Source organism: Streptomyces sp. NPDC031426 (genome assembly GCF_055581585.1).
This window is the reverse complement of the sequence record NZ_JBVIJE010000009.1, coordinates 252153-278136: the sequence shown is the minus strand read 5'-3', so window position 1 is coordinate 278136 and position 25984 is coordinate 252153. Positions and strand designations below refer to the sequence as shown.

The 25984-nt window shown below is 71.4% G+C and carries 22 protein-coding genes; 9 read left to right on the top strand and 13 right to left on the bottom strand.

All coding sequences use genetic code 11. The features are described 5' to 3' along the window. Positions 1 to 119: 119 nt before the first annotated feature. The 6 genes from araD to ACZ5NH_RS21130 form a co-directional block, all read right to left on the bottom strand. Positions 120 to 1853, bottom strand: coding sequence for an L-arabinonate dehydratase (gene araD / locus ACZ5NH_RS21155; protein WP_468777276.1), 1734 nt, complete (start codon positions 1851 to 1853; stop codon positions 120 to 122). After that, positions 1850 to 2761, bottom strand: a complete 912-nt coding sequence (locus tag ACZ5NH_RS21150; RefSeq protein WP_468777275.1) for a dihydrodipicolinate synthase family protein — start codon at positions 2759 to 2761, stop codon at positions 1850 to 1852. The genes araD and ACZ5NH_RS21150 overlap by 4 nt, the downstream gene beginning before the upstream one ends. Beyond that, a complete protein-coding gene (locus ACZ5NH_RS21145; RefSeq protein WP_468777273.1) occupies positions 2758 to 3405 on the bottom strand; it encodes a GntR family transcriptional regulator in 648 nt (215 codons plus the stop codon). The genes ACZ5NH_RS21150 and ACZ5NH_RS21145 overlap by 4 nt, the downstream gene beginning before the upstream one ends. Positions 3406 to 3525: 120 nt before the next feature. Continuing rightward, complete coding sequence (locus ACZ5NH_RS21140; RefSeq protein WP_468777271.1) at positions 3526 to 4278, bottom strand: MBL fold metallo-hydrolase; 753 nt, start codon at positions 4276 to 4278, stop codon at positions 3526 to 3528. Positions 4279 to 5230: 952 nt separating this feature from the next. Next, on the bottom strand, positions 5231 to 5812 hold the full coding sequence (locus ACZ5NH_RS21135) for a TIGR03086 family metal-binding protein (protein ID WP_468777269.1): 582 nt from the start codon (positions 5810 to 5812) through the stop codon (positions 5231 to 5233). 3 nt (positions 5813 to 5815) lie between these two features. Further along, on the bottom strand, positions 5816 to 6262 hold the full coding sequence (locus tag ACZ5NH_RS21130) for a DUF6010 family protein (protein WP_388634972.1): 447 nt from the start codon (positions 6260 to 6262) through the stop codon (positions 5816 to 5818). A gap of 143 nt (positions 6263 to 6405) precedes the next feature. Here ACZ5NH_RS21130 and ACZ5NH_RS21125 point away from each other — a divergent pair, with 143 nt between their 5' ends. Further along, entirely contained in the window at positions 6406 to 7635 is a 1230-nt protein-coding gene (locus tag ACZ5NH_RS21125; RefSeq protein ID WP_468777268.1) for an MFS transporter, read from the top strand. Here the strand turns inward: ACZ5NH_RS21125 and ACZ5NH_RS21120 are convergent. Then, entirely contained in the window at positions 7572 to 8735 is a 1164-nt protein-coding gene (locus ACZ5NH_RS21120; protein WP_468777266.1) for a hypothetical protein, read from the bottom strand. The two genes, ACZ5NH_RS21125 and ACZ5NH_RS21120, sit on opposite strands and share 64 nt — an antisense overlap. A gap of 31 nt (positions 8736 to 8766) precedes the next feature. After that, on the bottom strand, positions 8767 to 9708 hold the full coding sequence (locus tag ACZ5NH_RS21115; RefSeq protein ID WP_468777264.1) for a 5-dehydro-4-deoxyglucarate dehydratase: 942 nt from the start codon (positions 9706 to 9708) through the stop codon (positions 8767 to 8769). 213 nt (positions 9709 to 9921) lie between these two features. Between ACZ5NH_RS21115 and ACZ5NH_RS21110 the strand changes: the two genes are divergently transcribed. The 7 genes from ACZ5NH_RS21110 to ACZ5NH_RS21080 all read left to right on the top strand — a co-directional run bounded on the left by ACZ5NH_RS21110 (position 9922) and on the right by ACZ5NH_RS21080 (position 17370). After that, positions 9922 to 10731, top strand: a complete 810-nt coding sequence (locus ACZ5NH_RS21110; RefSeq protein ID WP_468777262.1) for an NAD-dependent epimerase/dehydratase family protein — start codon at positions 9922 to 9924, stop codon at positions 10729 to 10731. A 421-nt stretch (positions 10732 to 11152) separates the two neighbouring features. After that, positions 11153 to 11923, top strand: coding sequence for a DeoR/GlpR family DNA-binding transcription regulator (locus ACZ5NH_RS21105; RefSeq protein WP_468777261.1), 771 nt, complete (start codon positions 11153 to 11155; stop codon positions 11921 to 11923). Positions 11924 to 11999: 76 nt separating this feature from the next. Further along, complete coding sequence (locus ACZ5NH_RS21100) at positions 12000 to 13364, top strand: ABC transporter substrate-binding protein (RefSeq protein ID WP_388634984.1); 1365 nt, start codon at positions 12000 to 12002, stop codon at positions 13362 to 13364. After that, the gene (locus tag ACZ5NH_RS21095; RefSeq protein ID WP_388634986.1) at positions 13361 to 14296 is read left to right on the top strand and encodes a carbohydrate ABC transporter permease; all 936 of its coding nucleotides are present in this window, start codon (positions 13361 to 13363) and stop codon (positions 14294 to 14296) included. The genes ACZ5NH_RS21100 and ACZ5NH_RS21095 overlap by 4 nt, the downstream gene beginning before the upstream one ends. After that, positions 14293 to 15120: a carbohydrate ABC transporter permease gene (locus ACZ5NH_RS21090; protein WP_468777259.1), complete on the top strand. Its 828-nt coding sequence runs from the start codon at positions 14293 to 14295 to the stop codon at positions 15118 to 15120. Before ACZ5NH_RS21095 ends, ACZ5NH_RS21090 begins: the two co-directional genes overlap by 4 nt. Next, positions 15117 to 16106: a zinc-dependent alcohol dehydrogenase family protein gene (locus ACZ5NH_RS21085; protein WP_388634990.1), complete on the top strand. Its 990-nt coding sequence runs from the start codon at positions 15117 to 15119 to the stop codon at positions 16104 to 16106. Before ACZ5NH_RS21090 ends, ACZ5NH_RS21085 begins: the two co-directional genes overlap by 4 nt. Positions 16107 to 16176: 70 nt before the next feature. Then, a complete protein-coding gene (locus ACZ5NH_RS21080; RefSeq protein ID WP_468777257.1) occupies positions 16177 to 17370 on the top strand; it encodes a TerD family protein in 1194 nt (397 codons plus the stop codon). An 80-nt stretch (positions 17371 to 17450) separates the two neighbouring features. On the opposite strand, the gene ACZ5NH_RS21075 is transcribed toward ACZ5NH_RS21080, so the two are convergent. The 5 genes from ACZ5NH_RS21075 to ACZ5NH_RS21055 form a co-directional block, all read right to left on the bottom strand. Then, positions 17451 to 18017 (bottom strand): TetR/AcrR family transcriptional regulator, encoded by a 567-nt coding sequence (locus tag ACZ5NH_RS21075; protein ID WP_468777256.1) that lies wholly within the window; start codon positions 18015 to 18017, stop codon positions 17451 to 17453. 61 nt (positions 18018 to 18078) lie between these two features. Beyond that, positions 18079 to 18642 (bottom strand): 2'-5' RNA ligase family protein, encoded by a 564-nt coding sequence (locus ACZ5NH_RS21070; protein ID WP_388634996.1) that lies wholly within the window; start codon positions 18640 to 18642, stop codon positions 18079 to 18081. Between the two features lie 174 nt (positions 18643 to 18816). Continuing rightward, positions 18817 to 20400 carry a TROVE domain-containing protein gene (locus tag ACZ5NH_RS21065; protein WP_468777254.1) on the bottom strand — a complete coding sequence of 528 codons (1584 nt, stop codon included), beginning with the start codon at positions 20398 to 20400 and terminating at the stop codon, positions 18817 to 18819. 359 nt (positions 20401 to 20759) lie between these two features. Further along, positions 20760 to 22214 (bottom strand): alkaline phosphatase PhoX, encoded by a 1455-nt coding sequence (locus tag ACZ5NH_RS21060; RefSeq protein WP_468777252.1) that lies wholly within the window; start codon positions 22212 to 22214, stop codon positions 20760 to 20762. A gap of 184 nt (positions 22215 to 22398) precedes the next feature. Continuing rightward, positions 22399 to 23826, bottom strand: a complete 1428-nt coding sequence (locus ACZ5NH_RS21055) for a hypothetical protein (RefSeq protein WP_468777251.1) — start codon at positions 23824 to 23826, stop codon at positions 22399 to 22401. Positions 23827 to 24092: 266 nt separating this feature from the next. On the opposite strand from ACZ5NH_RS21055, the gene ACZ5NH_RS21050 reads away from it, so the two are divergent. Then, on the top strand, positions 24093 to 25919 hold the full coding sequence (locus tag ACZ5NH_RS21050; protein ID WP_468777249.1) for an endonuclease/exonuclease/phosphatase family protein: 1827 nt from the start codon (positions 24093 to 24095) through the stop codon (positions 25917 to 25919). The last annotated feature ends 65 nt before the right edge of the window (positions 25920 to 25984 follow it).

Genomic DNA, 25984 nt, shown 5'->3' with positions numbered 1-25984 from the left:
CCACGGCTGCGGCTTGGGCCATGACTGTTCTCCGTTCGCAGTGGGGCGGTTACAGCGGGGATGGGAAGCGCTTGCTACATATACATGGGCGAAGCGCTTCACCTCTCTCGATGCGTGGGTCAGCCGGCGTGCGGGTCCGGCACCTGGCCCGGCCGGGCCAGGAACTCGAAGTCGCAGCCGGTGTCGGCCTGGGTGATCTGGCCGTTGTAGAGGACGCCGTAGCCGCGCTCGTAACGGGCGGGCGGCGGCGTCCACGCGGCGCGCCTGCGCTCCAGTTCCGCGTCGTCCACGTGGAGACGGAGGCTGCGGGCCTCGACGTCCAGGGTGATGAGGTCCCCGGACCGCACGAGCGCCAGCGGGCCGCCGATGTACGACTCCGGAGCCACGTGCAGCACACAGGCGCCGTAACTCGTGCCGCTCATCCGGGCGTCGGAGATCCGGACCATGTCCCGCACGCCCTGCTTCAGCAGGTGGTCGGGGATGGGGAGCATGCCGTACTCGGGCATGCCCGGGCCGCCCTTGGGACCTGCGCCTCGCAGCACCAGCACGCTGTCGGCGGTGATGCCGAGCGCCGGGTCGTTGATGGTGCGCTGCATGGTCCTGTAGTCGTCGAAGACGACCGCAGGGCCGGTGTGCTTGAGCAGGCGGGGCTCGGCCGCGATGTGCTTGATCACCGCGCCGTCCGGGCAGAGGTTGCCGCGCAGGACCGCGACGCCGCCCTCGCTCGCGACCGGGTTGTCGCGGGGGCGGATGACGTCGTCGTGGTGCACCTGGGCGCCCCGCAACTGCTCGCGCAGGGTGTCGTACGACACCGTCGGCCGGTCCAGGTGGAGCAGGTCGGTGATGCGGGAGAGGAAGCCGGGCAGGCCGCCCGCGAAGTGGAAGTCCTCCATCAGGTACTTCCGGCCGCCGGGGCGGACGTTGGCGAGGACGGGCACGGTCCGGGCGATGCGGTCGAAGTCGTCGAGGGTGAGCTTCACGCCGGCCCGGCCCGCCATGGCGATCAGATGGATCACGGCGTTGGTGGAGCCGCCGAGTCCGAGCACCGTCGTGACCGCGTCCTCGAACGCCTCACGTGTGAGGATCCGCGACAGCCTACGGTCGTTGCGTACCAGCTCCACGGCCGTCATCCCGGCCTTGGCGGCCATCCGCTCGTGTCCGGAGTCGACGGCGGGAATGCTCGACGCGCCCGGCACGGTCACACCGAGGGCCTCGGCGGCGGCGGTCAGCGTGGACGCCGTACCCATGGTCATGCAGTGCCCCGGGGAGCGCGCGAGCCCGCTTTCCAGCTCGGTCATCTCGCAGTCGCCGATCAGGCCGGCCCGCTTGTCGTCCCAGTACTTCCACATGTCCGTACCGGACCCGAGCACCTCGCCCCGCCAGTGCCCCGGCAGCATGGGCCCGGCGGGCACGAAGACGGCGGGCAGATCGGCGCTGGCCGCACCCATCAGCAGCGCGGGCGTGGACTTGTCGCACCCGCCCATCAGGACGGCCCCGTCGACCGGGTAGGACCGCAGCAGTTCCTCGGTCTCCATCGCCAGCAGGTTCCGGTAGAGCATCGGCGTCGGCTTCTGGAAGGTCTCGCTCAGCGTCGAGACCGGGAACTCCAGCGGAAACCCGCCGGCCTGCCACACCCCCCGCTTCACCGCCTGGGCGCGGTCCCGCAGATGCGCATGGCACGGGTTGATGTCCGACCACGTGTTGAGCACGGCGATCACGGGCTTGCCCAGGTGCTCCTCGGACAGGTACCCGAGCTGCCGGGTCCGGGCCCGATGACTGAACGACCGCAGTCCGTCGGTTCCGTACCACTGATGGCTTCTCAGTTCCTCGGGCTTCCTGCGGGGCGCGTTCACATGGACCACCCCTCGGCGATGGCGGCGACCTCGGCGCGCTCGTCCTCGGGCAGCGGCCTGCTCGGCGGGCGGACGTCGCGGCGGCACAGGCCGAGCGCGGCGAGGGCTTCCTTGACGACCGTGACGTTGTTGGCGGAGCCGTGGGCGGCGCGGAGTTCCTCGAAACGGCGGATCTGCTTCCAGATCTTCATGGCGGCCGGATAGTCGCCGGATCGAAGCGCTTCCATCATGTTCAGCGAAACGGACGGGGCGACGTTCACGAGCCCGGAGGTGAAGCCGGTGGCGCCCGCGGAGAAGTAGGAGGGGGCGTACGGCTCGGCGAGGCCGGCGACCCAGACGAACCGGTCGAGGCCCGCGTCCCGGGCGAAGGCGGCGAACTTGGCGGCGTCCGGGACGGCGTACTTCACGCCGACGACGTTCGGGCAGTGGTCGGCGAGTTCGGCGAGCCGGGCGCCGGGCAACTGCGCGTTGCGGATGTACGGCACCACGCCCAGCTCGGGCACGGCCTCGGCGATGGCCCGGTGGTAGTCGACCCAGCCTGCCGCGGAGACGTACGGGTGGACGGGCTGGTGGACCATGACCATCCCGGCTCCGAGGTCGCGGGCGTGGCGGGCGGAGGCGACGGCGGTGGGCAGGTCGTGGCCGACGCCGACGAGGACCGCGGCGCGGTCGCCGGTCTCCTCGACGGTCGACTCGGTGACCAGGCGGCGCTCTTCGGGGGTGAGGGCGTAGAACTCGCCGGTGTTGCCGTTCGGGGTGAGGGTGCGGATCCCGCCGTCGAGCAGGCGACGCAGCAGGGCCCGGTGGGTGCCGGCGTCGACGGAGCCGTCCGCGGCGAAGGGGGTCACCGGGATGGCCACCACGTCGGCCAGGGCCGCCCGTTGGGGCTCGAACGTCACGCTGCTCATGAATGGCCTTCCTCTGCGGGGAACGCGCGCCGGACGAAGGAGGCGATGTGGGCGTGCAGGGCGGCGGCCGCGCCGTCGGCGTCGCCGCCCAGCGCGATCCGGAGGATCTCCCGGTGCTCGGCGGCCTCCCGCTCCCAGGAGGGGTCGGCGGCCCAGGCGACGGCGGAGACCAGCGCGGCCTGGTCGCGGACCTCGTCCAGCATCCGGCCGAGCAGCGGATTGCCGCACGGCAGATAGAGGGCGCGGTGGAACTCCCGGTTGGCGAGCGACCGTTCGGCGGTGTCGTGGGCGGCGTCGGCCCGGTTCAGGGCGTCGCGCGCGTCGTCCAGGGAGGCACCTCGCCGGACGGCTCTGCGCAGCGCCTCCGGCTCCAGCAGCAGCCGCACGTCGTAGACGTCGCGTGCCATGTCCGCGTCCACCATGCGCACCGTGACGCCCTTGTACTGGCTCATCACGACGAGCCCGGTCCCGGCGAGCGTCTTCAGCGCCTCCCGCACCGGGGTCTTCGACACCCCGTACTGCGCGGCCAGCTCCGTCTCGACCAGAGCCTGACCTGGCGTCAGCTGACCGGTCAGGATGCGGTGTTTGATCGCGTCCAGCACGTACTGCGTGCGGGACGGGATCGGGGTGGGCACAGAGGTCATGCGGCCCTCTCGGATCTCACATATCGCGTCTCATATATGACGTACGAAGTACGACGCGTTGAAGGTAGGAGGGGTGCCGTGTTTCGTCAATGCCTATGACAAAGCAGGTGGGTGGCGACCTCAGACGGTTCGGGTGTCGCCCTCGACGGCGGTGTGCGTGGGCCGACCGGAGACCGCGGCGGCGCGGGCGGTGGCTTCCTCGCGGGTGAGCGTGGGCCCGACATGGGTGACGAGCAGTTCGCGCACCCGGGCCTCAAGGGCGATCCGGCCCGCGTCCTCCGGCGTCAGATGGACCTGTTCGCCGTCGGGACGTTCACCGATGTCCGCCTCGCACAGGAACAGGTCGGCTCGGGCGGCGAGTTCACCGAGTGCGGCACAGGGTCCGCTGTCCCCGGAGTAGGCGAGCACGCTCCCCTGGCACTCGGCGCGCAGCCCGTACGCCTCGGTGTCGTGGGCGACTGCGCGTGCGGTGAGGCGGAGGTTCCAGTGCCGCACGTCATGGCCGTCGTACAGGGCCCGGAAGTCGAAGACGCCCTTGAGGAAGTCGACGTCCGCCCGCCCGAGGAACCCGGCCAGCCGGCGGGCGCAGTCCTGCGGGGCGTACACCGGGATCGGCGCGGCCGGGGTCATCCCGCCGAAGGCGAACGCGTAGGCGGCGGGCAGCAGATCGGCGCTGTGGTCGGCGTGCAGATGGGAGATCCAGATCGCGGTCAGTCGCGCGGGGTCCGTGTGCCGCTGCAACGCGGCGAACGTACCGGGCCCCGCGTCCACCCACACCTCGGCACCCCCGCCGGACAGCAGGTATCCGGAACAGGGCCGGTCCGGGCCGGGGTGCGGGGAGGCGGTACCGAGGACGGTGAGCGTGAGTGGCATGGGGGGAGAGTACGACGGCGGGTGCGCCTGCCCCGGCTCACCTGGACAAGTGGAACCCGGGCTTCTCGTGATGGTGCTCCCTTACGGGGCGGGCAGTGTGAACACGGGTACAGCACCGTGAGGGGCGGTATCAGCGCGACGGCCGCCCTCCAGGCCCGCGGCACCGACCAGCGGCGCTTCCAGGGCAGCACCCAGGCCATGAGCAGCGCCACGGCGGAGAGCGGTCCGCCGTAGGAGATCAGGCCGAAGATCCAGGACAGGGACGTGTTCAACGCGGCCGAGCAGTCATCGGGGCCGCAGCTGTCCGTCGCCATCACGGAGAGCCCGGCGAACGTGACCGCGGCCGGACCGAGCACAATTATCAGAGCCGTCGCGATCGCCGGAGCCACCCAGGCACGGGGGTCCCGCTCACCCCGGTCGGCCGGTCCCGGACGCGGTGCGATGTGCTGTGTCGTCATGCGAGCAGTCACCTTCTCGGCCGTGAACGGCCGAGCTTGTTCTCTCGGTCGTTCACACCTCGTCGCGCTCCCGACTGCCCCCTACGCCAGGACGGTCACGGGTCGCATCCACCCAGTCCCCAGCAACTGTCAGGGGAAGAGTGCGGGTGCGGTGACAAGCACCCACGCCGAGCGCGCGCGGTCGCGCACGTGGACCCCGGCGACCACATCGGCCGGCCCAGCGAGGGGGCACTCCGGCCTTGCGTGCTTTGCCGGCGAGGTGCTGTCCGAGCTGGTGGAAGGGCCAGGGTTGCAGGCACGCAGGGTCGCCTCCGGAGCCGGCGCCTGCTCGGGCGTCGGCAGCAGCTTCACCTGCACCACCAGCTTCACGGCATCGGACCGCGGTACGACCACCGCACAAACGACCGTCATTCGTCCGGCGACCACCCTGACCGACGACTCGCAGGACAGTTGTTCGCATTCTCTCGGCGCCGAGCCGATGCCCTCCTACTCAGTCATGGACGCCACATCGGGTCCCGGCCGCTCAGCCCCACCACCCGGTCCAGCAGGGGTGCCTCCGCCGGCACCGGGACGACCGGACCGAAGATGCCGCCGCCGCGGCTCGGGTCCTCGGCGGCCCCCAGCAGGAAGCCGTGGGCCGAGTCCAGGGCCGCGGGGTCGGGAGCATAGTCCCGGCCGACGGCGCGGGCCAGGTCCCAGCCGTGGACGACCAGTTCGTCGGCGACGACGGCGCCGGCCACCTCGCCCGGCAGGTTCACCCCGCCCGCGCGGGTCATGCCGGTCCAGGCCGCCGGATCACGCCAGGCGTCGGCCAGTTCGTCCAGGACCTTGGGCAGCTCCTCGCGCCAGCCGGCGCCGATGTCCGGCACCGCGGCGTTCGGGCTGGTGTCCGTCGTCGTACCGAGGTCCTTGCGGGCCGCGTCACGGAAGGCGATGGACAGGTACAGCACGTGGCCCAGCAGATTCCGCACCGTCAGCTCGGGAGACGGGGTGCGGGCCGACAACTGCTCGTCGGTCACGGACTCGGCGAGCCGCGCCACGACCAGGGTCTGGGGGCCGAGGTCGATCATGGTCATGCCTCACTCCTTCACGGGTGCACTCCTCGTACGAAGGACTGACCGGCCGGCCCGCGCAAACTCATCGGTGCCCCGCAGCCACTCCCACGGCGAGCGCCCGCCGCCCAGGCACCACACCGCGATCACCGGGTCGCACAGCGCGCAGCCGAACGAGGAGTCGTGGGCGAACGGGATGATCGGGTGTCCCTTGAGGTGGTGCACGACGTCCCAGGCCGTGTGCAGCAGCCAGCCGACGCCGATCCAGACCCAGGAGTCGAGGCCCTGGTAGGCGACGTAGGTGGCGACCGCGGTGAACGCGAACTCCCAGCCGCCGAGGCCGCCGCCGCTGAGGTAGGCGGCGCCCGCGCCGGCCACCATGACCGCGTTCAGGCGGCGCCGGTGGCGTTCCGGGACGAGGGACATCAGCAGGACGTAGACGAGACCGATCAGGATCGGTGCGATGTAACGCATGGCGCCGACAGTAGGTTCGGTCGTGCGGGCGCCCCAGGGGCATTACCGACAGGTTCCGACGGATTGCCGCCGTCTGCCGGGCCTCCGGGATAAGGCACCTCACCGATCCGCGCGGGCCCTCCTTAGACCCACGATGAGCAGGCATGACGACTTCCTGGACCCTGCTCCGCGTGCTGCGGGACCGCAACGCGGGGCTGTATCTGGCGGCCGTGGTGGTGTCGGGCTTCGGCAACTCCGCGCTGTTTCTGGCCTCGGGTGTGTGGGTGAAGGACCTCACCGGGTCCGACGGCCTGGCCGCGCTGTGCATGCTCGCCCTGTGGGCCCCCACCGTGGCCGGCCCGCCGCTCGGCACGATCGCCGACCGCGTGCCACGCAAGCCCCTGCTGGTGGCCCTGAACGCGGGCCTGGCGGCCCTGCTGCTCGCCATGTGCACCGTGGACTCCCCGGGCGGCCTGTGGCTGCTCTTCGCCGTCCTGCTGGTCTACGGCGCCGCCGAGGTCGTGCATGACGCGGCCGAGTCGGCCCTGGTGACCGCGGCGATCGGCCCGGAGCGCCTCGGCGACTTCAACGGGCTGCGCATGGCCGTCACCGAGGGCATGAAGCTCGTCGCCCCGCTGACCGGGGCGGGGCTGTACACGGCCTTCGGCGGTCCGGCCGTCGCCTGCCTGGACGCGGGCACCTTCGCGGTCGCCGCCGGGCTGTACGCCCTGCTGCGGGTGCGCGAGCAACGGCCCGCCCGGTCCGTCGGTTGGCGCGCGGAGACCGCGGAGGGCGTCCGGCACCTGTGGGGCCACCCGGAGCTGCGCCCGCTGGTCCGGGCGGGCGGTACGACGATGCTCCTCACCGCCCTGTGCAGCACGACGCTGTACGCCGTCGTCGACCGGCTCGGCCATTCCCCCGCCTACACGGGCGTGCTGTACGCCGTCCAGGGCGCCGGTTCGGTGACGGCCGGGCTCGTCTCGGGCGCCGCGCTGCGGCGGCTCGGCGCGCGCCGGTTCGCGGCGGCGGGGATCGCGCTGACGGCCCTCGCGGTGGCCGCGCGCGCCGTGCCGTCGGACCCGGTGGCCCTCGCGTCCTCGGCGGCGGCCGGTCTCGGCCTGCCCTGCGTGCTCGTCGCGGTCTTCACCGCCGTGCAGCGGGAGACACCCGGCCCCCTGCTCGGCCGGGCGACGGCCACCGCCGGGACCCTGGTCTTCACCCCCAACGCCGTAGGACTGGCCGTCGGCGCGGCGCTGGTCGAACTCGTCTCCCCGGCACTGCTGTTGCCGCTGTACGGCCTCGCACTGATCGGAACGGCCGCGTCCCTGGCTCAGCGCGCCGACAGCGCCTCGCGCACCGCGGCGAGGTCCGAGTCCGACGCCAACCCAGCGTGATAGAGACGCAGTTCGGTCGCACCCCGCGCACGCGCGCGTGCCGCGTCCGCCACGAGCGTGCCGGGGCTGCCGCCCATCCCGGAGACGACGGTGAGGTTGGCGGCCACTACCGTCCGCTTCCTGGCCGCTTCGGCGAAGGGCGACAGCAGGGCCGTACCGCCGGTGCAGGGGACCACCACGCCGTCGGCTGCGGCGAGGACGCGGGCGGGGTCGACGCCGGCGTTGGCGCCGCAGTGGTAGGAGACCGGGTCGGCGTGCAGCAGGACCTGGAAGCCGGCCGGGGCGGCGGCGCGTACGGCGGCGACGGCCTCCTCCTGGAGCGTGCCGGCGACGTCGTCGCGCCACGCGCGCGTGCGGGCGGCCTTCTCCTCGCCGAGCAGCTTCTCGACCGTCGGCCAGCCCTCGTCGCCGGCCACGCCCCGCCACAGCGGCTCCAGCGCGGCCCGCGCGGAGGCGGCCAACTCCTCGGAGTCGAGGCCGTGTTCGGCGTACCCGGTGCGGCAGTACGGACAGAGGCACAGGGACATCAGGTACTGGCCGGCCTCGCCGAGGCCCACCCCGGAGATCTTGTCGTGGGCGTGCAGATGCTGGAGCCCGTACCAGCCGAGGGACTCCAGCTCGGTGCCGTGCGCGCCGGGGCGTACCGCGGCCTCGGCGGCCAGGTCGACCAGGTACGCGCGCGTGGCGGGCTGGGCGATGCAGGGCGCCCACGGATAGTGGTCGCCGTAGGCGTTGACCACCGAGGTGTCCGGATGCTCGGCGCCCAGGCGGGAGTTGTGGGCGAGGACGACCCAGGTGTGCACCTCCAGGCCCGCCGCGGTCAGCGCCGCCGCCGCCTCGCCGTAGGCGTCGCCGGGGGCCCAGCGGCCGGCGGGGTACGGCCTGATGCCACGGCCCGCCCAGCGGTCGCCCGGTGGGTAGAGCACGGCCGCGTACTCGGCGGTGACGATGCGGTGGCGGGGGTGGCGGGGGGTCAGGGCGCGGGTGGAGTGGTAGGCGGCGGCGAGGGTCACCTGCTCCACGCCGAGTCCGGCGATGCGCGCGGGGGCCTCGGGGTCCCCGACCACGTCCCACGGGTAGACGAACGCCGACGCCTTCACACACCCTCCTTCGAGCCGCACCCACGCTCGTTCACGCGTTCTCCTCCAGCAGCGCGTAGCCCCGCTCGATCAGCTGGGCGAGCTGTTTGACATGCTCCTCCGCCGGCTCGTGCAGCGGGGGCCGGACCTCGCCGACGTCCAGGCCGCGCAGCCGTACGCCCGCCTTGACGAGCGATACGGCGTAGCCGCGGCCCTGGGCGCGCAGCTCCACGAAGGGGTGGTAGAAGCCGTCCAGGAGGCGCCGCAGGGTCACGGAGTCACCCGCGGTCAGGGCCCGGTGGTAGGCGAGGGCGATCTCGGGGGCGAAGCAGAAGACGGCCGAGGAGTACAGGGTGACGCCGAGGGCGTGGTAGGCGAGCTGGGTCTGCTCGGCGGTGGGCAGACCGTTGAAGTACAGGAAGTCGCCCGGGACTTCGGTGCGTACGGCACTGATGATCCGCTGCATCAGGTCGAGGTCGCCGAGGCCGTCCTTGAGGCCGATGATCCCGTCGGTGCGGGCGAGCTCCACCACCGTCCGCGGGGTGAAGACGGCGTTGTCGCGCTGGTAGACGATGACCGGAAGGGCAGTGGCCGCGGCGACCTCCCGGTAGTGCCGCAGCAGGCCCTCCTGGCCGGCGAGGACGAGGTAGGGCGGCATGGCGAGGAGGCCGTCGGCGCCCGCCTGCTCGGCGAGACGGGCGTAGCGGACGGCGAGCGCGGTGCCGTAGCCGGCGCCCGCGACGACCGGGACGCGCCCCTCGGCCGCCTCCACGGCCGCCCGGACGCACGCCTCGAACTCCTCCGGCAGCAGCGCGTGGAACTCCCCGGTGCCGCAGCAGGCGAACACGGCGGCGGCACCGGCGGCGACGCCCCGGCGGACGTGGGTGCGGTAGACGTCGAGGTCGAGCGAGCCGTCGGGGCCACAGGCCGTGACGGGAAAGAAGAGCGGCCCGCTCGGTTCGTCGAGCCGTGCGGTGAGAGGGGCTGGCGTCACGGGCTCTCCCTTGCGACACACCGGTGCATGTTTCTGATCCACGTCCATATTTCTGAACGCGACCACGCTACGGGCCCTTCTTACGGCAGGTCAAGCAGGCAAACTCGCAACACCCGGAGCGAATTCACCGACATCACGCGACACTTGACGGTGCACGGCGAAAGTCTCTAGCGTGTCCACGTATGTGAATGTCGGCCACAAGGAGAACCGAGGATGCCCGCTCCGCGCACCGTTCTGCTCACCGGCGCCGCCGGCGGGCTCGGCACCCTGATGCGGTCCCTGCTGCCGGAGTACGGCTACACATTGCGCCTGTTCGACGTGCGGCCCATCGAGGACGCGCCGGACGCGATCACCGCCGACCTCGGCGACACGGCGGCCCTGCGCGAGGCCGTACGGGGCGTGGACGCGGTCCTGCACCTCGCGGGCATCTCCCTGGAGGCGCCCTTCGAGAAGATCCTCAAGTCCAACATCGAGGGCACCTACAACCTCTACGAGGCAGCCCGCCAGGAGGGCGTGCCCCGCATCGTCTTCGCCTCCTCCAACCACGCCGTCGGCTTCACCCCGGCCCCGCGCCCGGGCGAGCCGCTGATCCCGGTCGACACCCCGCGCCGGCCGGACACCTTCTACGGCCTGTCCAAGTCCTTCGGCGAGGACCTCGCCCAGCTGTACTGGGACAAGCACGGCCTGGAGACCGTGTCCGTGCGCATCGGCTCCTGCTTCCCGGAGCCGACCAGCGTGCGCATGCTCTCGGTGTGGATGAGCCCGGCCGACGGTGCCCGCCTCTTCCACGCGGCCCTGACCGCCGAGGAGGTCGGCCACACCGTCGTCTACGGCTCCTCCGCCAACACCCGGCTGTGGTGGGACCTGACCACCGCCCGGGCGCTCGGGTACGAACCGCGGGACGACTCCGAGCCGTACGCCGAGAAGCTGATCGCGGAGCAGGGCGAGCTGGACCCGGAGAACTCGGCGCACACCCACCTCGGCGGGCACTTCGTGAACGATCCGCCGATCTGGCCGTACTGAACCTGCCGGACGGGGACGTCGCGCCCCGACCGGACACCATGCCGCCAGGCCGCCCGGCACCACGGTGAGGGCCTGACTGCCGCCACGACTGCGACCCGGCCGCCGTGCAGCCCCGAGCCCCGGCCGGCGCCGGAAGCCCGGAAAAGCCCGGCCGAAAGAGCTACGACGGCTCGAAACCGTCGTGCACGCGCGCGAGCGGGCACCGAACGGGCCCGCCCGCCGGCGCATACGGGCATCCAGGACGCCCGCTCCCACCCCGCCGGACACGGCCTCCCAGGTCCGCGCCGGGCAGTGCCCTCGGTGAACGGGCACGAACGGGCAGTATCGGGACCGCAACAGGCCTGGTCAGTGCCGCACAGCCGCTGTAGAACTTCCCCCATGGGCCCGAACGGGCAGTTCCGCGGGAAGGTCGGTGACGAACATGAGCACAGGGACGGCGGAGGAACGCCAGCGCGCGATCGTGCGGGCCGCGCGCGCCACCGGCTCGGTCGACGTCACCGCGCTCGCCGCCGAGCTGGGCGTGGCCAAGGAGACCATCCGGCGCGATCTGCGCGCCCTGGAGGACCACGGACTGGTCCGCCGTACGCACGGCGGTGCCTATCCGGTGGAGAGCGCCGGCTTCGAGACCACGCTCGCCTTCCGGGCCACCAGCCATGTGCCCGAAAAGCGCCGGATCGCGGCCGCGGCGGCCGAGCTGCTCGGGGACGCGGAGACGGTCTTCGTGGACGAGGGCTTCACCCCGCAGCTCATCGCCGAGGCCCTGCCCGCCGGCCGGCCGCTCACCGTGGTCACCGCGTCCCTGCCGGTCGCGGGCGCCCTGGCCGAGGCCGAGCAGATCCAGGTCCTGCTGCTCGGCGGCCGGGTCCGGGCCGGCACGCTGGCCACCGTCGACCACTGGACGACGAAGATGCTCGCCGGTTTCGTCCTCGATCTCGCCTACATCGGCGCCAACGGCATCTCCCGCGAGCACGGCCTGACCACCCCCGACCCGGCGGTCAGCGAGGTCAAGGCGCAGGCGATGCGGGCCGCGCGCCGCACCGTCTTCGCGGGGGTGCACACCAAGTTCGGCGCGGTCAGCTTCTGCCGGTTCGCCGAGGTCGGCGCGCTGGAGGCGATCGTGACCAGCACCCAACTCCCGGCCGCCGAGGCCCACCGCTACTCCCTGCTGGGCCCGCAGGTCGTCAGGGTCTGAAAGTCCAGCCCACTCCCCTAGAGGCCCTCCACACCCCCAAGTGCCCTTTATTTCCCCATATTTCCAGGAGCGATCCATGCGAACCCAGAGCCGACGGAGGCCGCGAGCCACGCTCGCCATGGCCGCCGCAGGGACGCTGCTCGCCCCGCTGCTCTCCGGCTGCTGGGTCGGTGCGGGCGGGACCGGTGGTGGCAACTCCATCAACGTGCTGATGGTCAACAACCCCCAGATGACCGAACTCCAGAAGCTCGCCCCCCGCTTCACCAAGGAGACCGGCATCAAGGTCAACTTCACGGTCCTGCCCGAGAACGACGTCCGCGACAAGATCAGCCAGGACTTCGCCAACCAGGCGGGCCAGTACGACGTGGCGACCTTGAGCAACTACGAGATACCGATCTACGCCCGCAACGGCTGGCTGCACGAGATGAGCTCGTACGTCGCCAAGGACCCGTCGTACGACGAACAGGACGTCCTCGCGCCCATGCGCCAGTCCCTGACCGCCTCCGACGGCAAGCTCTACGGCCAGCCCTTCTACGGCGAGTCGTCCTTCCTGATGTACCGCAAGGACGTGTTCGCGGCGAAGGGCCTGACCATGCCGGCCCACCCCACCTGGCAGCAGGTCGCCGACCTCGCCGCCCAGGTGGACGGCGCGCAGTCCGGCATGAAGGGCATCTGTCTGCGCGGCCTGCCCGGCTGGGGCGAGATGATCGCGCCGCTGACCACGGTGGTGAACACCTTCGGCGGCACCTGGTTCGACAAGAACTGGAAGGCCCACCTCGACTCCCCCGCGTTCGAGAAGGCGACGAAGTTCTATGTCGACCTGGTGCGGGGGCACGGCGAGTCCGGTGCCGCCCAGTCCGGCTTCGCCGAGTGCCTCAACGACATGACCCAGGGCAAGGTCGCCATGTGGTACGACGCCACCTCCGCGGCCGGCCTGCTGGAGGCGAAGGGATCCCCCGTCAAGGGCAAGCTCGGCTACGCCCCGGCCCCGGTGGAGAAGACCGCGTCCTCCGGCTGGCTCTACACCTGGGCCTGGGGCATCCAGCAGGCCTCCCGCAATCCGGACAAGGCCTGGAAGTTCGTGTCCTGGGCGTCCGGCAAGGAGTACGAGCGGCTGGTCGGCGAGACCAGCGGCTGGCCGAACGTCCCGGCGGGCAAGCGGGCGTCGACGTACACCAACGCCGACTACCGCGCGTCGGCCGCCGCCTTCCAGGACATGACGAAGCAGGCCATCGAGAACGCCCGCCCGAACGACCCCGGCGTACAGCCGCGCCCCGCGCCCGGCATCCAGTTCGTCGACATCCCCGAGTTCACCGATCTCGGCACCAAGGTCTCCCAGGAGATCAGTGCGGCCATCGCCGGACGCCAGTCCGTCGACTCGGCCCTGAAGAAGTCTCAAGCGCTCGCCGAGAAGATCTCCAAGGAGTACGAGGGACGATGACCGCGACGACAGCACCCCTTGCGACCACGCCGGTACGCGCCACGCGGCCTCCCTCGGCCCGCCTGCGCGCCTGGGCCACCCGGGCCCCCCTCATGCCCGCCCTCGTCTTCATGATCGTGGTGACCCAGCTGCCGTTCGTGGCCACGCTGGTGATCTCCTTCTTCGACTGGAACGCCCTCTATCCCAAGGCCCGCCACTTCACCGGCCTGGACAACTACCGCCAGGTCCTGACCGACGCGGACCTGCGGCACTCGGTCTGGACGACCGTGCTGCTCACGGTGACGGTGGTGCTGGTCAGCCTGGTCCTCGGGCTGGCGCTGGCCCTGCTCCTGGACCGGAGGTTCCGCGGCCGGGGCGTCGTCCGCACCCTGCTGATCGCCCCGTTCCTCGTGGTCCCGGTGGCCGCGGCCCTGCTGTGGAAGCATGTGCTCTACAACCCTGAATACGGCCTGTTCAATGGGTTGTTGCACTATGTGGGCGGCCCACAGCCCGACTGGATCTCCAACACTCCGCTGCTCGCGGTCGAGGCCTCCCTGGTGTGGCAGTGGACGCCGTTCATGATGCTGATCCTGCTCGCCGGGCTGCAGAGCCGTGACCACGAGCAGATCGAGGCCGCGCGGGTGGACGGCGCGAACGACTGGCAGGTCTTCCGCCATCTGACGCTCCCGCACCTGCGCCGCTACCTCGAACTCGGCGCCCTGCTGGGCTCGATCTACATCGTGCAGAACTTCGACGCGGTCTTCACGATCACGTCCGGTGGACTCGGCACCGCCAACCTGCCCTACACCGTCTACCAGAGCTTCTACCAGGCCCACGAGAACGGCCTCGCCTCGGCCGCCGGCGTCCTGGTGGTCATCGGCTCGATCATCATCGCGACCTTCGCCCTGCGCGTGGTGTCGTCCCTGTTCCGCGAGGAGGTGTCCCGCGCATGAACGCCGTGCTCCGCCGCAACGGGCTGGGTCTCGTGGCCTGGCTCGTCGGGATCCTGTTCTTCCTGCCCATCGCCTGGATGGCGCTGACGTCCTTCCACTCCGAGGCGGACGCGGCGACCAACCCGCCGTCCTTCGCCGCCTCGCTGACCCTCGACGGCTACCGCGAGTTCTTCGGGGCGGGCGGCGGCGCGAGCCCCTGGCCGGCGCTGATCAACTCCGCCGTGGCGTCCGTGGTGTCGACGATCTGCGTGCTGCTCCTCGCCCTGCCGGCCGCCTACGCGCTGTCCATCCGGCGGGTCCGCAAGTGGACGGACGTCCTGTTCTTCTTCCTGTCCACGAAGATGCTGCCGGTGGTGGCCGGTCTGCTGCCGATCTACCTGTTCGCGAAGAACACCGGGGTGCTCGACAACATCTGGCTCCTGGTCATCCTCTACACCTCCATGAACCTGCCGATCGCGGTGTGGATGATGCAGTCGTTCCTCGCCGAGGTCCCGGTGGCGGTGATCGAGGCGGCGCAGATCGACGGCGCCCGGCTGCCGACCATCCTCGCGCGCGTGGTCGCCCCGATCGCCCTGCCCGGCATCGCCGCCACCGCGCTGATCTGCTTCATCTTCAGCTGGAACGAACTTCTCTTCGCCCGAGTTCTCACGGGCGTGGTCGCCGAGACCGCCCCCGTCTTCCTGACCGGCTTCATCACCAGCCAGGGCCTGTTCCTGGCCAAGGTGTGCGCCGCGTCGCTCGTCGTCTCCCTGCCGGTGCTCGCCGCGGGGTTCGCCGCCCAGGACAAGCTGGTCCAGGGCCTGTCGTTGGGAGCTGTGAAATGAAGGCCGCCGTCATCGAGTCCGTGGGCCGCGCCGTCGTCACCGAGGTGCCCGACCCGACCCCGGGCCCCCGCGAGGTCGTCGTCGAGGTGGCGGCCTGCGGCCTGTGCGGCACGGATCTGCACATCCTCCAGGGCGAGTTCGCGCCCAAGCTGCCGATCGTCCCCGGGCACGAGTTCGCGGGCGAGGTGGTCGGCGTCGGCAGCCGGGTGACCGAGGTGGCGGTCGGCGACCGGGTGGCCGTGGACCCCTCCCTGTACTGCTACGAGTGCCGTTACTGCCGCGACGGCCACAACAACATGTGCGAGCGATGGGGCGCGATCGGCGTGACGACGGCGGGCGGGGCGGCACAGTACGCGGTCGCCCCCGTGGCCAACTGCGTGAAGCTGCCCGAGCACGTGCGCACCGAGGACGCGGCCCTGGTCGAGCCGCTGTCCTGCGCGGTGCGCGGCTACGACGTCCTGCGGTCCCGCCTGGGCGCCCACGTGCTGATCTACGGCTCCGGGACCATGGGGCTGATGATGCTGGAGCTGGCCAAGCGGACGGGCGCGGCGAGCGTGGACGTGGTCGACGTGAACCCGGCCCGGCTGGAGACCGCCCGTCTGCTCGGCGTCTCGGGCGCGGCGGGAAGCGCGGACGAGCTGGACCGCCCGCAGGGCTGGGACGTGGTCGTGGACGCGACCGGCAACGCGGCGGCGATCCAGGACGGCCTGGACCGGGTGGCGAAGGCGGGCACGTTCCTGCAGTTCGGGGTGGCCGACTACGCGACCCGGGTGACCATCGACCCGTACCGCATCTACAACCAGGAGATCACCATCACCGGTTCCATGGCGGTGCTGCACAGCTTCGAGCGGGCGGCCGAGCTGTTCGCGAACGGGGTGCTGGACCCGCGGGTGTTCATCAGCGACCGGATCCCGCTGGCGCGCTACCCGCAGGCGCTGGAGCAGTTCGCGGCCGGGGTGGGACGGAAGATCGTGGTCGTGCCGTAGGCCGTTCGGCGGGTTTCTGCGGGTAAGGGAACGGTAAAGCGGTGTCGTTCGTTCACCCGGCATGACAGCTATGACCCCTGGCTCGAACATCCCTCTCTCGGCCGCGCGCGTGACGGTGGACGTCGCCGCTCCGGTGCGGCTCGACGTGTCGGGCCTGCTGCTCACGGCCGACGGCAAGGTGCGCTCGGACGACGACTTCATCTTCTACAACCAGCCGGCGGGGCCGGGCGTGACATACGCCTCCGGCGGCGGTGCGGCGCCGGACGCGATCACGGTCGACACCGCAGCCGTCCCGCCGGACATCGACAAGATCGTGGTCACGGCCAGCCCGGACGCGGCCGGACAGACCTTCCAGGGCATCGAGCCGACGGCCACGATCCGCGACGCGGACGGCGGTGCGGTGCTGGCCACGTTCACCCCGCCGCAGCTCGGCGCGGAGACGGCGCTGGTGATCGTGGAGATCTACCGCCGGGGCGGCGTCTGGAAGGCCCGCGCGGTCGGCCAGGGGTACGCCAACGGTCTGGCCGGCATCGCGACGGACTTCGGGGTGACCGTGGAGGAGCCCGCGGCGGCGGCCCCGCCACAGCCGGCCGCCCCGCCGGCGCCCACCATGCAACCCCCGGTCACCCCGCCCGCCCCGCCGATGTCCGCTCCCCCGGCCCCGCCCTCCCCGGCACCGGGCGCGGGGAAGATCAACCTCGACAAGGGCCGGGTCAGCCTCCAGAAGAACCAGACGGTGTCCCTGGTCAAGGGCGGCCGCCCGCTGCTCTCCCAGGTCAAGATGGGGCTGGGCTGGGAGCCGGCGTTCCATGCCGCGGACATCGACCTGGACGCCTCGGTCATCGCCTACGGCCCGCAGCGCAACCACATCGACAGCTGCTACTTCGGCAAGCTGACGATCCTGAACGGCGCGATCAGACACTCCGGTGACAACCTCACCGGTGAGGGCGCGGGCGACGACGAGGTGATCACGGTCGACCTCGGCCGCCTCTCCCAGGAGGTCACCGGTCTGGTCTTCACGGTCAACTCCTTCTCCGGGCAGAAGTTCACCGAGGTCGCCAAGGCCTACTGCCGTCTGCTGGACGCCACGACCGGCGAGGAACTGGTCCGCTTCGACCTCACCCACGCCGAGCCGCAGACGGGCGTGCTGATGGCCAAGCTCATCCGCCAGTTCTCGGGCGAGTGGGACATGACGGCGCTGGGCGACTTCGTGAAGGCCCGGACGGTGAGAAACATGGTGGAGCCGGGGGCGCGAGCCCTGTAGCCCGTCGGGTGCGGGGATATGGGGGCCGGAGATCGCCGCTTTGGTGCGGACCGTCGCCGGCCGCGAGTTCCTCGCGCCCTTCAGGGCGCCAGCCCCTGCGTCAGCAGCGTCAGATACCGCCGGATCTCCCGGCCCTGCCCTCCCCCCAGTTCCGAGGCCGTCGCCACCCCGTGGGCCAGCCGCAGCAGCTCGATCGGCCGCAGGTCTGCCCGCAGGGCACGCTCCTTCTGAGCCGCCTCCACCAACCGGCCCGCCGCCCTCTGCACCGTCGTGGCGCACGCCGTCGACGCGGCCGAGCTGCCGTCCGTGACCGCCGACCCCAGCAGCGCCTTCATCCCGCGCACCTGAATCGTGGCGACGCACAACTCGTGCAGCCACTCCATCAGCGCCTCACCCGGCGGCAGTTCCTTCGCCAGCTCGTCGGCCCGAGCCCCCAGCGCCTCCATCCGGTCCACGTACGCGGCCTCCAGCAGCGCCTGCCGGGTGGGGAAGTGCCGGTAGAGAGTGCCGGAGCCGACGCCCGCCCGCTTGGCGATGTCGTCGAGCGACGCGTTCTCCCCGTGCTCGGCGAACGCTTCGGCCGCGGCCTTCAGCAACCGCTCGTAGTTGCGCCGGGCGTCCGCGCGCATGGGCCTGACCTGCGGCATCCAGCAACTCCTCGCACCCCGGGGATCGTCTTCACAGCCTAGCGAGACCCGGTTCGCCCGGTCAGTGCCGCTCCGGTGGCTCGTATCCGCCGGTCGCCGGGTCCGGTCCGAGGTGGCGGCGTACCGCGCCGGTGCCCAGGCCGATCGTGGCACGCGTCCGCATGGGGCCGTCCCCGCGGCGGGACAGCACGGTGACCTCGTCCACGCGCGCGTGCAGCACGCCGAGCCGGGCGGCGCATTCGGCGGCGAGGACGCGTGGGGTGCGGGTGCGACCGAGCGAGAGGTGCGGGGTGAAGCGCGGAAAGCGGTCCGTGCAGGACGGGAAGGGCTCCGCCAGCACACGCCGGAGCTCCGTCCAGGGCGCGGCACCGGCCGCCGCGGGGTCGAGCCACACGGTGGAGTAGGACCGGTGGCGGAAGGAGCGGACCCCGCCGAGGCGGATGTCGAAGGGCTCGCATTCCACGGCCGCCGCGGCCAGCAGCGGGAGCGCCGCCGGGAAGTCCTCCTCCGGCACGAAGCCGAAGATCAGGTTCACATGCGGCGGCCAGCGCCGGATCTGCGGGTCGTGCTCGGCACGGATGCCCTGGATGGCAGGCCACAGCCCGGCCGGCGGCAGCCACGCCACGGCGCTCCGCGGCGTGGGGTCCGACTCCAGACGACCGGGAGCGGCGGCGGGACGGGCGGCCTCGGACGGGCCGGGCGTCGTGGGACGAGGCGCCGGGGGGCAGGGCACTGTTCCATCATGGCCCCGCCCCCCGGGCGGGGCGTCCGCACAAGCTCCGCCGCGCAGGGCCAGAACTCAGGCAAGCCATGGCCAACGGCTGTCGCGACCACTCTCGATCAGGGAAACCATGCGGAAGGCGGCATCCGAAAGGCCGGCGAATACATGCCGATTCCCGCTTCCCGACGGTCCGTGGCCCGGCCGGTACCCCTCCAGGTTCCAGGTGTAGACGGGCACATGGGCCGGGATCTGGTCGGTCGGGGCGCCGTGCCGGTTCGGGGCGTACTGCTCGTCGGTGACGATCAGCACCCGGTCGTGCTTGCGGTAGTGCCGGCGCACCGCGTCGGTGGTGTCGGTGCCGCCCAGGCTGCCGAAGCGCTCCAGGGTCTTCAGCACCGACTCGCCCTTGCGGAACGGCACCCTGTCGCTGGTCGTACCGAACTGGACGAGGTCGGCGTCGGCCGCCCGCAGCGCGAGCGCGGTGCCGAAGATCGCCGCCGCGTCGGCCCGGGTGAGCTCAGAACGGTCCTGGGACTGCGTCCAGAACATCGAGCCCGACCGGTCGACCAGGACCAGCGTCCGGCCCGGTAGCGCGGGCACGTTGGCCAGCGAGTGGCCGAGCGCCTGCTCCAGCGGGTACGACCAGCGCAGCGACGGTGCGTGCCGGTAGGCGGCGAGGTAGCGGAAGGGGAACTGCCGCGAGCGCGCCACCTGCTCCGGGTCGCTGATCTTCGCCGCCACCCGGGCCGCGACCTCGTCGGACACCCCGGCCTCGTCGAAGTTGCGCAGGTTGCGGAGCAGCGCCATCGCACCCATCGACGGGATCACGGCCTCCCAGGCCGCCTTGTCCATGGGGCCCTGGAGCCAGCCGGCCAGCGCCTCCCAGGTGATCCCGGCCGCCGCGAGCCGCTCGGCACCGCCGGGCGAGGTGACGACCGACCGCCGCTCCGGCACCGGCAGTGCCATCAGCTCGCGGTGCGCGGTGAGCACCGGCAGGGACGGGGGCGGCACGGCGGTGTCGGGGTGATGCCGGCGGTCGAGCGCGTACTGGAACAACGCGCCCTGCCACGGCTTGTCCGGGTCCGGTGCCGCGTGCACCAGGTTGAGGATGTCGCCGAAGCGGTAGCCCTTGGACGCGGTGTCGTACTTCAGCAGCGACTTGGCGTGGTAGAGCCGCCGTACGGCGTCGGCGACCCCGCGCTTGACGGGCTTGGGGACGGCACGGCCGTACCTCGACGTCCAGTACCCGAGCAGCTCGCCGGGCTCGTCCGGGCGCTGGAGCACACAGTCCATGACCTGCCGGTTGGCCGGGCCGTCGGTCGCGCCGGCCGTCAGCCGTGCGTGCACGTACTCGGCGGCGCCCACGAGCGACGCCGTCCGCATGTGCCCCTCACCGCGCAGCCAGCCGAGCAGGCCGGCCGTCCAGTCGGGGTCGCTGACGGCGAGGTCGCGCACGAGCTGGGCGAACCGGTCGTCGCGGTCGGTGCCGGACTCGTAGAAGGTGTTCTGCGTGACGAAGTTGGAGACGGCGAGCAGGAAGAGCTCGGAGCGTGCGTCGCGCTCGTGGCCCCGGCCGCCCTCGTAAGTCCGCAGAGTGCGGCCGGTGGTGGTGACGGGCGAGGCCGGCTGTGCCTTGGCGGCACGCGTGTTGAATCGCGCCATGGTGAATTCCCCCGAATTCATTGCTGTTTCGGAGGGAGGCGCGGCAAATGGAGGGTGTCCGAGGTCGAGGGTCGGCGACGGTCCTTAGTCAGATGCTCTGTCCGTTGAGCTACACCGACCCGAAGTCGGTGACGGGATTCGAACCCGCAACCTTCCGATCCCAATGAAGTATCCGCTGCCTGCGCACCGGACACCCACCATGAGCTGCGCCTCCCGAGATCAAGTCGGCTGCGGCTGTTGTTTCATTCCTGGAAAGGGAAGTAGCCGCTGCCATCGCACCGGGAGGTGCGTGACGTTGTGATCTCACTGTAGGAGGCGCAGCTGTGGACGTGCGAGCGAATTAGTCCCCGCTTCGGGCGTTACCGCCGCTGCCGCTTCCAGGGCCCGGTGATGGCGAGCATGATGCCGGGCGTCTGGATGTTGGCGAACAGGGTCTTGCCGTCGGGCGAGAAGGTGACGCCGGTGAACTCGCTGTACTCCGGCGCCGCTTCGGTGCCGATGTTCAGTTCGTTGCGGGCGATCGGGTAGGTACGGCCGCTCTCGGTGGCGCCGAACAGGTGCTGGACGCCTTCGCCGTCCTCGGCGATGACCAGGCCGCCGTACGGGGAGACGGTGATGTTGTCGGGGCCGTCGAAGTCGCCGTCCTTGCCCGGGTCGGGGTTCACGCCGAACAGCACCTTCAGGGTGAGGGTCCGGCGCCGCGGGTCGTAGAACCAGACCTGGCCGTCGTGCTGGACCGGGCTCTCCGCACGGGCGTAGGAGGAGACGATGTAGGCGCCGCCGTCGCCCCACCACATGCCCTCCAGCTTGCGGGCGCGGGTGATCTGGCCGTCGGCGAACTGCTTGCGTACCGACACGGTCTTCGCATCGCGGTCGGGGACGTCGATCCAGTCGACGCCGTAGACCGTGCCGGTCTTCGTGGCGCGGGACAGGTCGTCCACGAACTTGCCGCCGGAGTCGAAGCACTTGAAGGCCTGGAGCACGCCGGCGTCGTCGGCGAGGGTGCGCAGCGCGCCGCGGCCGTGGCGGAAGCCCTCCGGCGGGGTCCAGCGGTAGAGCAGGCCGTTGGGGCCGGCCGCGTCCTCGGTCAGGTAGAGGTGGCCGCGCTTGGGGTCGACGACGACGGCCTCGTGGGCGTAGCGGCCCAGCGCCTTGACGGGCTTGGGGTCGCGGTTGGCCCGGCGGTCCTCCGGGTCGACCTCGAAGACATAGCCGTGGTCCTTGGTGAAGCCGTATCTGCCGGCCTTGTCCTCGGTCTCCTCGCAGGTCAGCCAGGTGCCCCAGGGGGTGCTGCCGCCCGCGCAGTTGGTGGCGGTGCCGGCGATGCCGACCCACTCGGCGACCTCGCCGCCGCGGCGGACCTCGACGACGGTGCAGCCGCCGGCCGCCGCCGGGTCGTAGACGAGCCCCTCGGTCAGCGGCACCGGGTGCGGCCAGTTGGCGCGGGCGCCGGCCAGCTCGTGGTTGTTGACCAGCAGGGTGGTGCCGCGGGGGCCCTCGAAGGTGGCGGTGCCGTCGTGGTTGGACGGGGTGAACTCGCCGGACTCCAGCCTGGTCCTGCCGCTGTAGGTGATGATCTCGTACGCGAAGCCGGCGGGCAGGGCGAGGATGCCGTTCGGGTCGGGGACCAGCGGGCCGTAGCCGGCGCCGCGGTGGTCGCCGTACGCCGAATCCGTCTCGGCGCTGTCGATGTCGGTGTCCGTCGCAGCGAGGGCGTTCGGCGCCGTGGCCAGCGCGCCGACACTGCCCGCCAGGGCGACCCCGGCACCGGTGATCGCGGATTTTCTGGCGAAGTCCCTGCGGGTGAGCGACATGGTGTGTCTCCTGAGACGGTGGGAGTGCCGTGGAGGGTGGCGGACCTCGGTTCGGCGCACACGCTCCCGCCGCACCTTGAACGGGACTTGAACAACGGACTACTTCAAAGGCCCTTGTTCAAGAATCCGTATGCGCCACCCCATGACCGCCCCAAGTCGCGCCATGACCAGCTCAAGGATTTTTTCAGGCCCCGTGCTGCGACCGTGCCTTGAACGCGGCCTTCCGCGCCTCCTTCGCGACCTTCTTGTCCGGATGCAGCCGCCCCATCGCCTCCAGCACATCGGCCGTGGCCGGGTGCCCCACCCGCCAGGCCGCGGAGAAGAACCCGCTGTGCTGCGCGGCCAGCCCCTCCACCAGCGCCTGGAGCTCCTCGGAGTTGCCCTCGGCCGCCAGCTGCGCGGCCACCGTGTCGATGGTCAGCCAGAACACCAGCTCCTCGGACGGCGCCGGCACACCCGCCGCGCCCCGTTCGCTGAGCCACACCCGGGCCAGCCCGCCCAGTTCCGGATCGTCCAGCACCTCCCGCAGCGCCGGCTCCGCCTCCCCGCCGATCAGCGACAGGGCCTGCTGGCAGCGCAGCCGGCGCAGCGGCGCGCCCGCGTCCGCACCCCGTGCCGCCGCCAGCAACTCCCGTGCGGCATCGAGCGGTTCGCGCCGCGCGAGCCACAGCTCGGTCTCGGCGCGGGCGGCGGACTGCCCGAACCCGGCCGTACCGTCGAGCAGCGCGTCCGCGCCCTTGTCGGCGAGCTCGCCGACGGCCGGTGCCTGGAACCCGGCCTCCAGCAGCCGCGCCCGCAGCCCGTACACGCCGAGCGGGGTCAGTCGGACCATGCCGTAGCGCGAGACATCGGTGTCGTCGAGCTGCGCCGCGGGCTCCTCCTCGGCATCGGTCATCAACACCTCGTCCACCGGCTGGTACTCCACGAGCCCGACCGGCTCCAGCGCCCGGAACTGGTCGTCCAGCCGCATCATCGCGTCGGAGACCTGTTCCAGGACGTCGTTGGTGGGCTCGGCCATGCCGTCGGGGAGGATCATGGAGGCGGCCAGGGCGGGCAGCGGCACCGGCCCCTCGCCGGGGCCGTCCTCACTGACCGTCAGCAGATAGAGGTTGCCGAGGACGCCGTCCAGGAACTCCGCCTCCGCCTCGGGGTCCCAGTCGAGTGACGAGAAATCGATCTCGCCGCCCTCGTCCAGGGCATCGACCAGGTCGTCCAGGTCGGGGACGCTCGCGTCGGCGACGACGGTCTCCAGCGCGGCGAGCCACACGGCGAGCACATCGGCCGGGGCGCCCCCGGTGAGCAGCTTCAGCTCCTCGCCGGCCCGGACCGTCCCGGCCTCCTCGTCCACGATCTCGACCAGCCCCGCGTCCATGGCGACCCGCCAGGCCTCACTGGCATACGCGGCGGCGTCGTCACCGCTCAGGGCGAGCAGGTCGGCGGCGGCCGGAAGCTGCTCCTCGACCAGTCCGCCGCCGGCGTCCACCCGGGTGTCGGGCCCGGCCCAGCGGGCGAGGCGGGCGGCGCGGGAGAGCAGCGGGGTGGACAGCGCGGCGCGTGCCAGCTCCGCTTCGGGGTGCAGCCGTACGGGCGGCAGGGGGGCGCTGTCTGACATCGGCTGGTTCTCCTCGGACCGTGATACGGGCTCAGCCGCTCAGCCTAGACGGATTTCCACCCATGCCGCCCGGTTCATCTCTCCGTCGGCCGCCGTACATGGCCGAAACCTTGACAACTCCCGTCGTCAGGCAGGAGATTGACGCGCGTAGAAGTTGGGGGGACAACTGTTCACTCGGCTCTACGCGTGTCACGGAGGGCTACGACCCCCACACGCTCCTGTTCCACCCTCGTCCCGGCGCATCGTCACGTCCCCGGAGGGAACCCTTGCCGAGCAGGTCTACCGCGCGCCTCGCCGCGCTCACCGTCGCCGCCGTCTGCAGCGCGGCGTCCGCCGTCGTCCTCACCTCTCCCGCGCACGCCGACTCGGTGCGCATCCACGACGTTCAGGGCACCACCCGAATATCGCCGTTCGCGGGCCAGAAGGTGACGGATGTGCCGGGCATCGTCACGGCCACGCGGACGTACGGCTCGTCCAGAGGCTTCTGGATCCAGGATCCGAGCCCGGACGACAACCCGGCCACCAGCGAGGGCGTCTTCGTCTTCACCAGCTCCACGCCGAAGGTCGCGGTCGGCGACTCGGTGACGGTGACCGGCACGGTCTCCGAGTACGTCCCGGGCGGCACCGCCTCCGGCAACCAGTCGGTCACCGAGATCACCAAGCCGACGATCACGACGGTCTCCACCGGCAACGCGGTCCCGGCGCCGGTCGTGATCGACGAGGACTCGGTCCCGGACGAGTACGCGCCGCAGGGCGACACCGCGGCCGGCGGCTCGATCAACGGCCTGACACTGGACCCCTCGAAGTACGCCCTGGACTACTACGAGTCCCTGGAGGGCATGAACGTCCAGGTCGAGGACACCCGCGTGGTCGGCCGCACCGACCCGTACAGCGAGCTGTGGGTCACGGTGAAGCCGTGGGAGCACCGCAACGTGCGCGGCGGCACGGTCTACGGCTCCTACGACTCCCAGAACACCGGCCGGCTGCAGATCCAGTCGCTGGGCTCGACCGCCGACTTCCCGAAGGCGAACGTCGGCGACACCCTGGAGGGCGCCACCACCGGCCCGCTGGACTTCAACCAGTACGGCGGCTACACCCTGGTGGCGAGCAAGCTCGGCACTCTGCAGAGCGGCGGCCTGGAGCGCGAGACCACGCGCAAGCAGTCGGGCCGCGAGCTGGCGGTGGCCACCTACAACGTCGAGAACCTCGACCCGTCGGACAAGACGTTCGACCAGCACGCCGCCGCGATCGTGAACAACCTGCAGTCGCCGGACATCGTGTCCCTGGAGGAGATCCAGGACAACAACGGCGCCACGGACGACGGCACGGTCGACGCGAGCGTCACCGTGAACAAGCTGATCGACGCGATCGTCGCGGCGGGCGGCCCGAAGTACGACTGGCGCTCGATCGACCCGGTCAACGACCAGGACGGCGGCGAGCCGGGCGGCAACATCCGCCAGGTGTTCCTGTTCAACCCGGAGCGGGTGTCCTTCGTGGACCGCGCGGGCGGCGACTCCACCACCGCGGTCGGCGTCACCAAGGAGAACGGCAAGGCCGAGCTGACGGTCTCCCCCGGCCGGATCGACCCGGCGAACGCGGCCTGGAAGGACAGCCGCAAGCCGCTGGTCGGCCAGTTCGTCTTCCGGGGCAAGACCGTCTTCGTGATCGCCAACCACCTGATCTCCAAGGGCGGCGACCAGGGCCTGACCTCGCAGTACCAGCCTCCGACGCGCAGCTCGGAGATCCAGCGCCACGCACAGGCGACCGAGGTGAACGCGTTCGTCAAGGACATCCTGGCCGTCCAGAAGAACGCGAACGTCATCGCGCTCGGCGACATGAACGACTTCGAGTTCTCCGGGACGGCGAAGATCCTCGAGGGCGACGGCGAGCTGTGGTCGGCGATCAAGTCGCTGCCCAGGAGCGAGCGTTACACCTACGACTACCAGGGCAGCGAGCAGGTCCTGGACCAGATCCTGATCAGCCCGGCGATCCGGCGCGGCTGTGACTTCGACTACGACTCCGTGCACATCAACTCGGAGTTCAACGACCAGATCAGCGACCACGACCCGCAGGTGCTGCGCTTCCGTCCGTGAGCGAAGCCGCTCTCAGGGCTGGCTGAACACTCCGTTCAGCCAGCCCTGCCAGGCGGACGACCTCG

What these genes read in the sequence shown, in the direction of transcription:
- ACZ5NH_RS21065 (WP_468777254.1), bottom strand. Translation starts at nt 20,400, where the DNA reads ATGGCGCGATTCAACACGCGTGCCGCCAAGGCACAGCCGGCCTCGCCC.
- ACZ5NH_RS21110 (WP_468777262.1), top strand. Translation starts at nt 9,922, where the DNA reads ATGCCCGCTCCGCGCACCGTTCTGCTCACCGGCGCCGCCGGCGGGCTC.
- ACZ5NH_RS21140 (WP_468777271.1), bottom strand. Translation starts at nt 4,278, where the DNA reads ATGCCACTCACGCTCACCGTCCTCGGTACCGCCTCCCCGCACCCCGGC.
- ACZ5NH_RS21090 (WP_468777259.1), top strand. Translation starts at nt 14,293, where the DNA reads ATGAACGCCGTGCTCCGCCGCAACGGGCTGGGTCTCGTGGCCTGGCTC.
- ACZ5NH_RS21105 (WP_468777261.1), top strand. Translation starts at nt 11,153, where the DNA reads ATGAGCACAGGGACGGCGGAGGAACGCCAGCGCGCGATCGTGCGGGCC.
- ACZ5NH_RS21125 (WP_468777268.1), top strand. Translation starts at nt 6,406, where the DNA reads ATGACGACTTCCTGGACCCTGCTCCGCGTGCTGCGGGACCGCAACGCG.
- ACZ5NH_RS21055 (WP_468777251.1), bottom strand. Translation starts at nt 23,826, where the DNA reads ATGTCAGACAGCGCCCCCCTGCCGCCCGTACGGCTGCACCCCGAAGCG.
- ACZ5NH_RS21075 (WP_468777256.1), bottom strand. Translation starts at nt 18,017, where the DNA reads ATGCCGCAGGTCAGGCCCATGCGCGCGGACGCCCGGCGCAACTACGAG.
- ACZ5NH_RS21085 (WP_388634990.1), top strand. Translation starts at nt 15,117, where the DNA reads ATGAAGGCCGCCGTCATCGAGTCCGTGGGCCGCGCCGTCGTCACCGAG.
- ACZ5NH_RS21130 (WP_388634972.1), bottom strand. Translation starts at nt 6,262, where the DNA reads ATGCGTTACATCGCACCGATCCTGATCGGTCTCGTCTACGTCCTGCTG.
- ACZ5NH_RS21150 (WP_468777275.1), bottom strand. Translation starts at nt 2,761, where the DNA reads ATGAGCAGCGTGACGTTCGAGCCCCAACGGGCGGCCCTGGCCGACGTG.
- ACZ5NH_RS21095 (WP_388634986.1), top strand. Translation starts at nt 13,361, where the DNA reads ATGACCGCGACGACAGCACCCCTTGCGACCACGCCGGTACGCGCCACG.
- ACZ5NH_RS21145 (WP_468777273.1), bottom strand. Translation starts at nt 3,405, where the DNA reads ATGACCTCTGTGCCCACCCCGATCCCGTCCCGCACGCAGTACGTGCTG.
- ACZ5NH_RS21060 (WP_468777252.1), bottom strand. Translation starts at nt 22,214, where the DNA reads ATGTCGCTCACCCGCAGGGACTTCGCCAGAAAATCCGCGATCACCGGT.
- ACZ5NH_RS21100 (WP_388634984.1), top strand. Translation starts at nt 12,000, where the DNA reads ATGCGAACCCAGAGCCGACGGAGGCCGCGAGCCACGCTCGCCATGGCC.
- ACZ5NH_RS21135 (WP_468777269.1), bottom strand. Translation starts at nt 5,812, where the DNA reads ATGACCATGATCGACCTCGGCCCCCAGACCCTGGTCGTGGCGCGGCTC.
- ACZ5NH_RS21080 (WP_468777257.1), top strand. Translation starts at nt 16,177, where the DNA reads ATGACCCCTGGCTCGAACATCCCTCTCTCGGCCGCGCGCGTGACGGTG.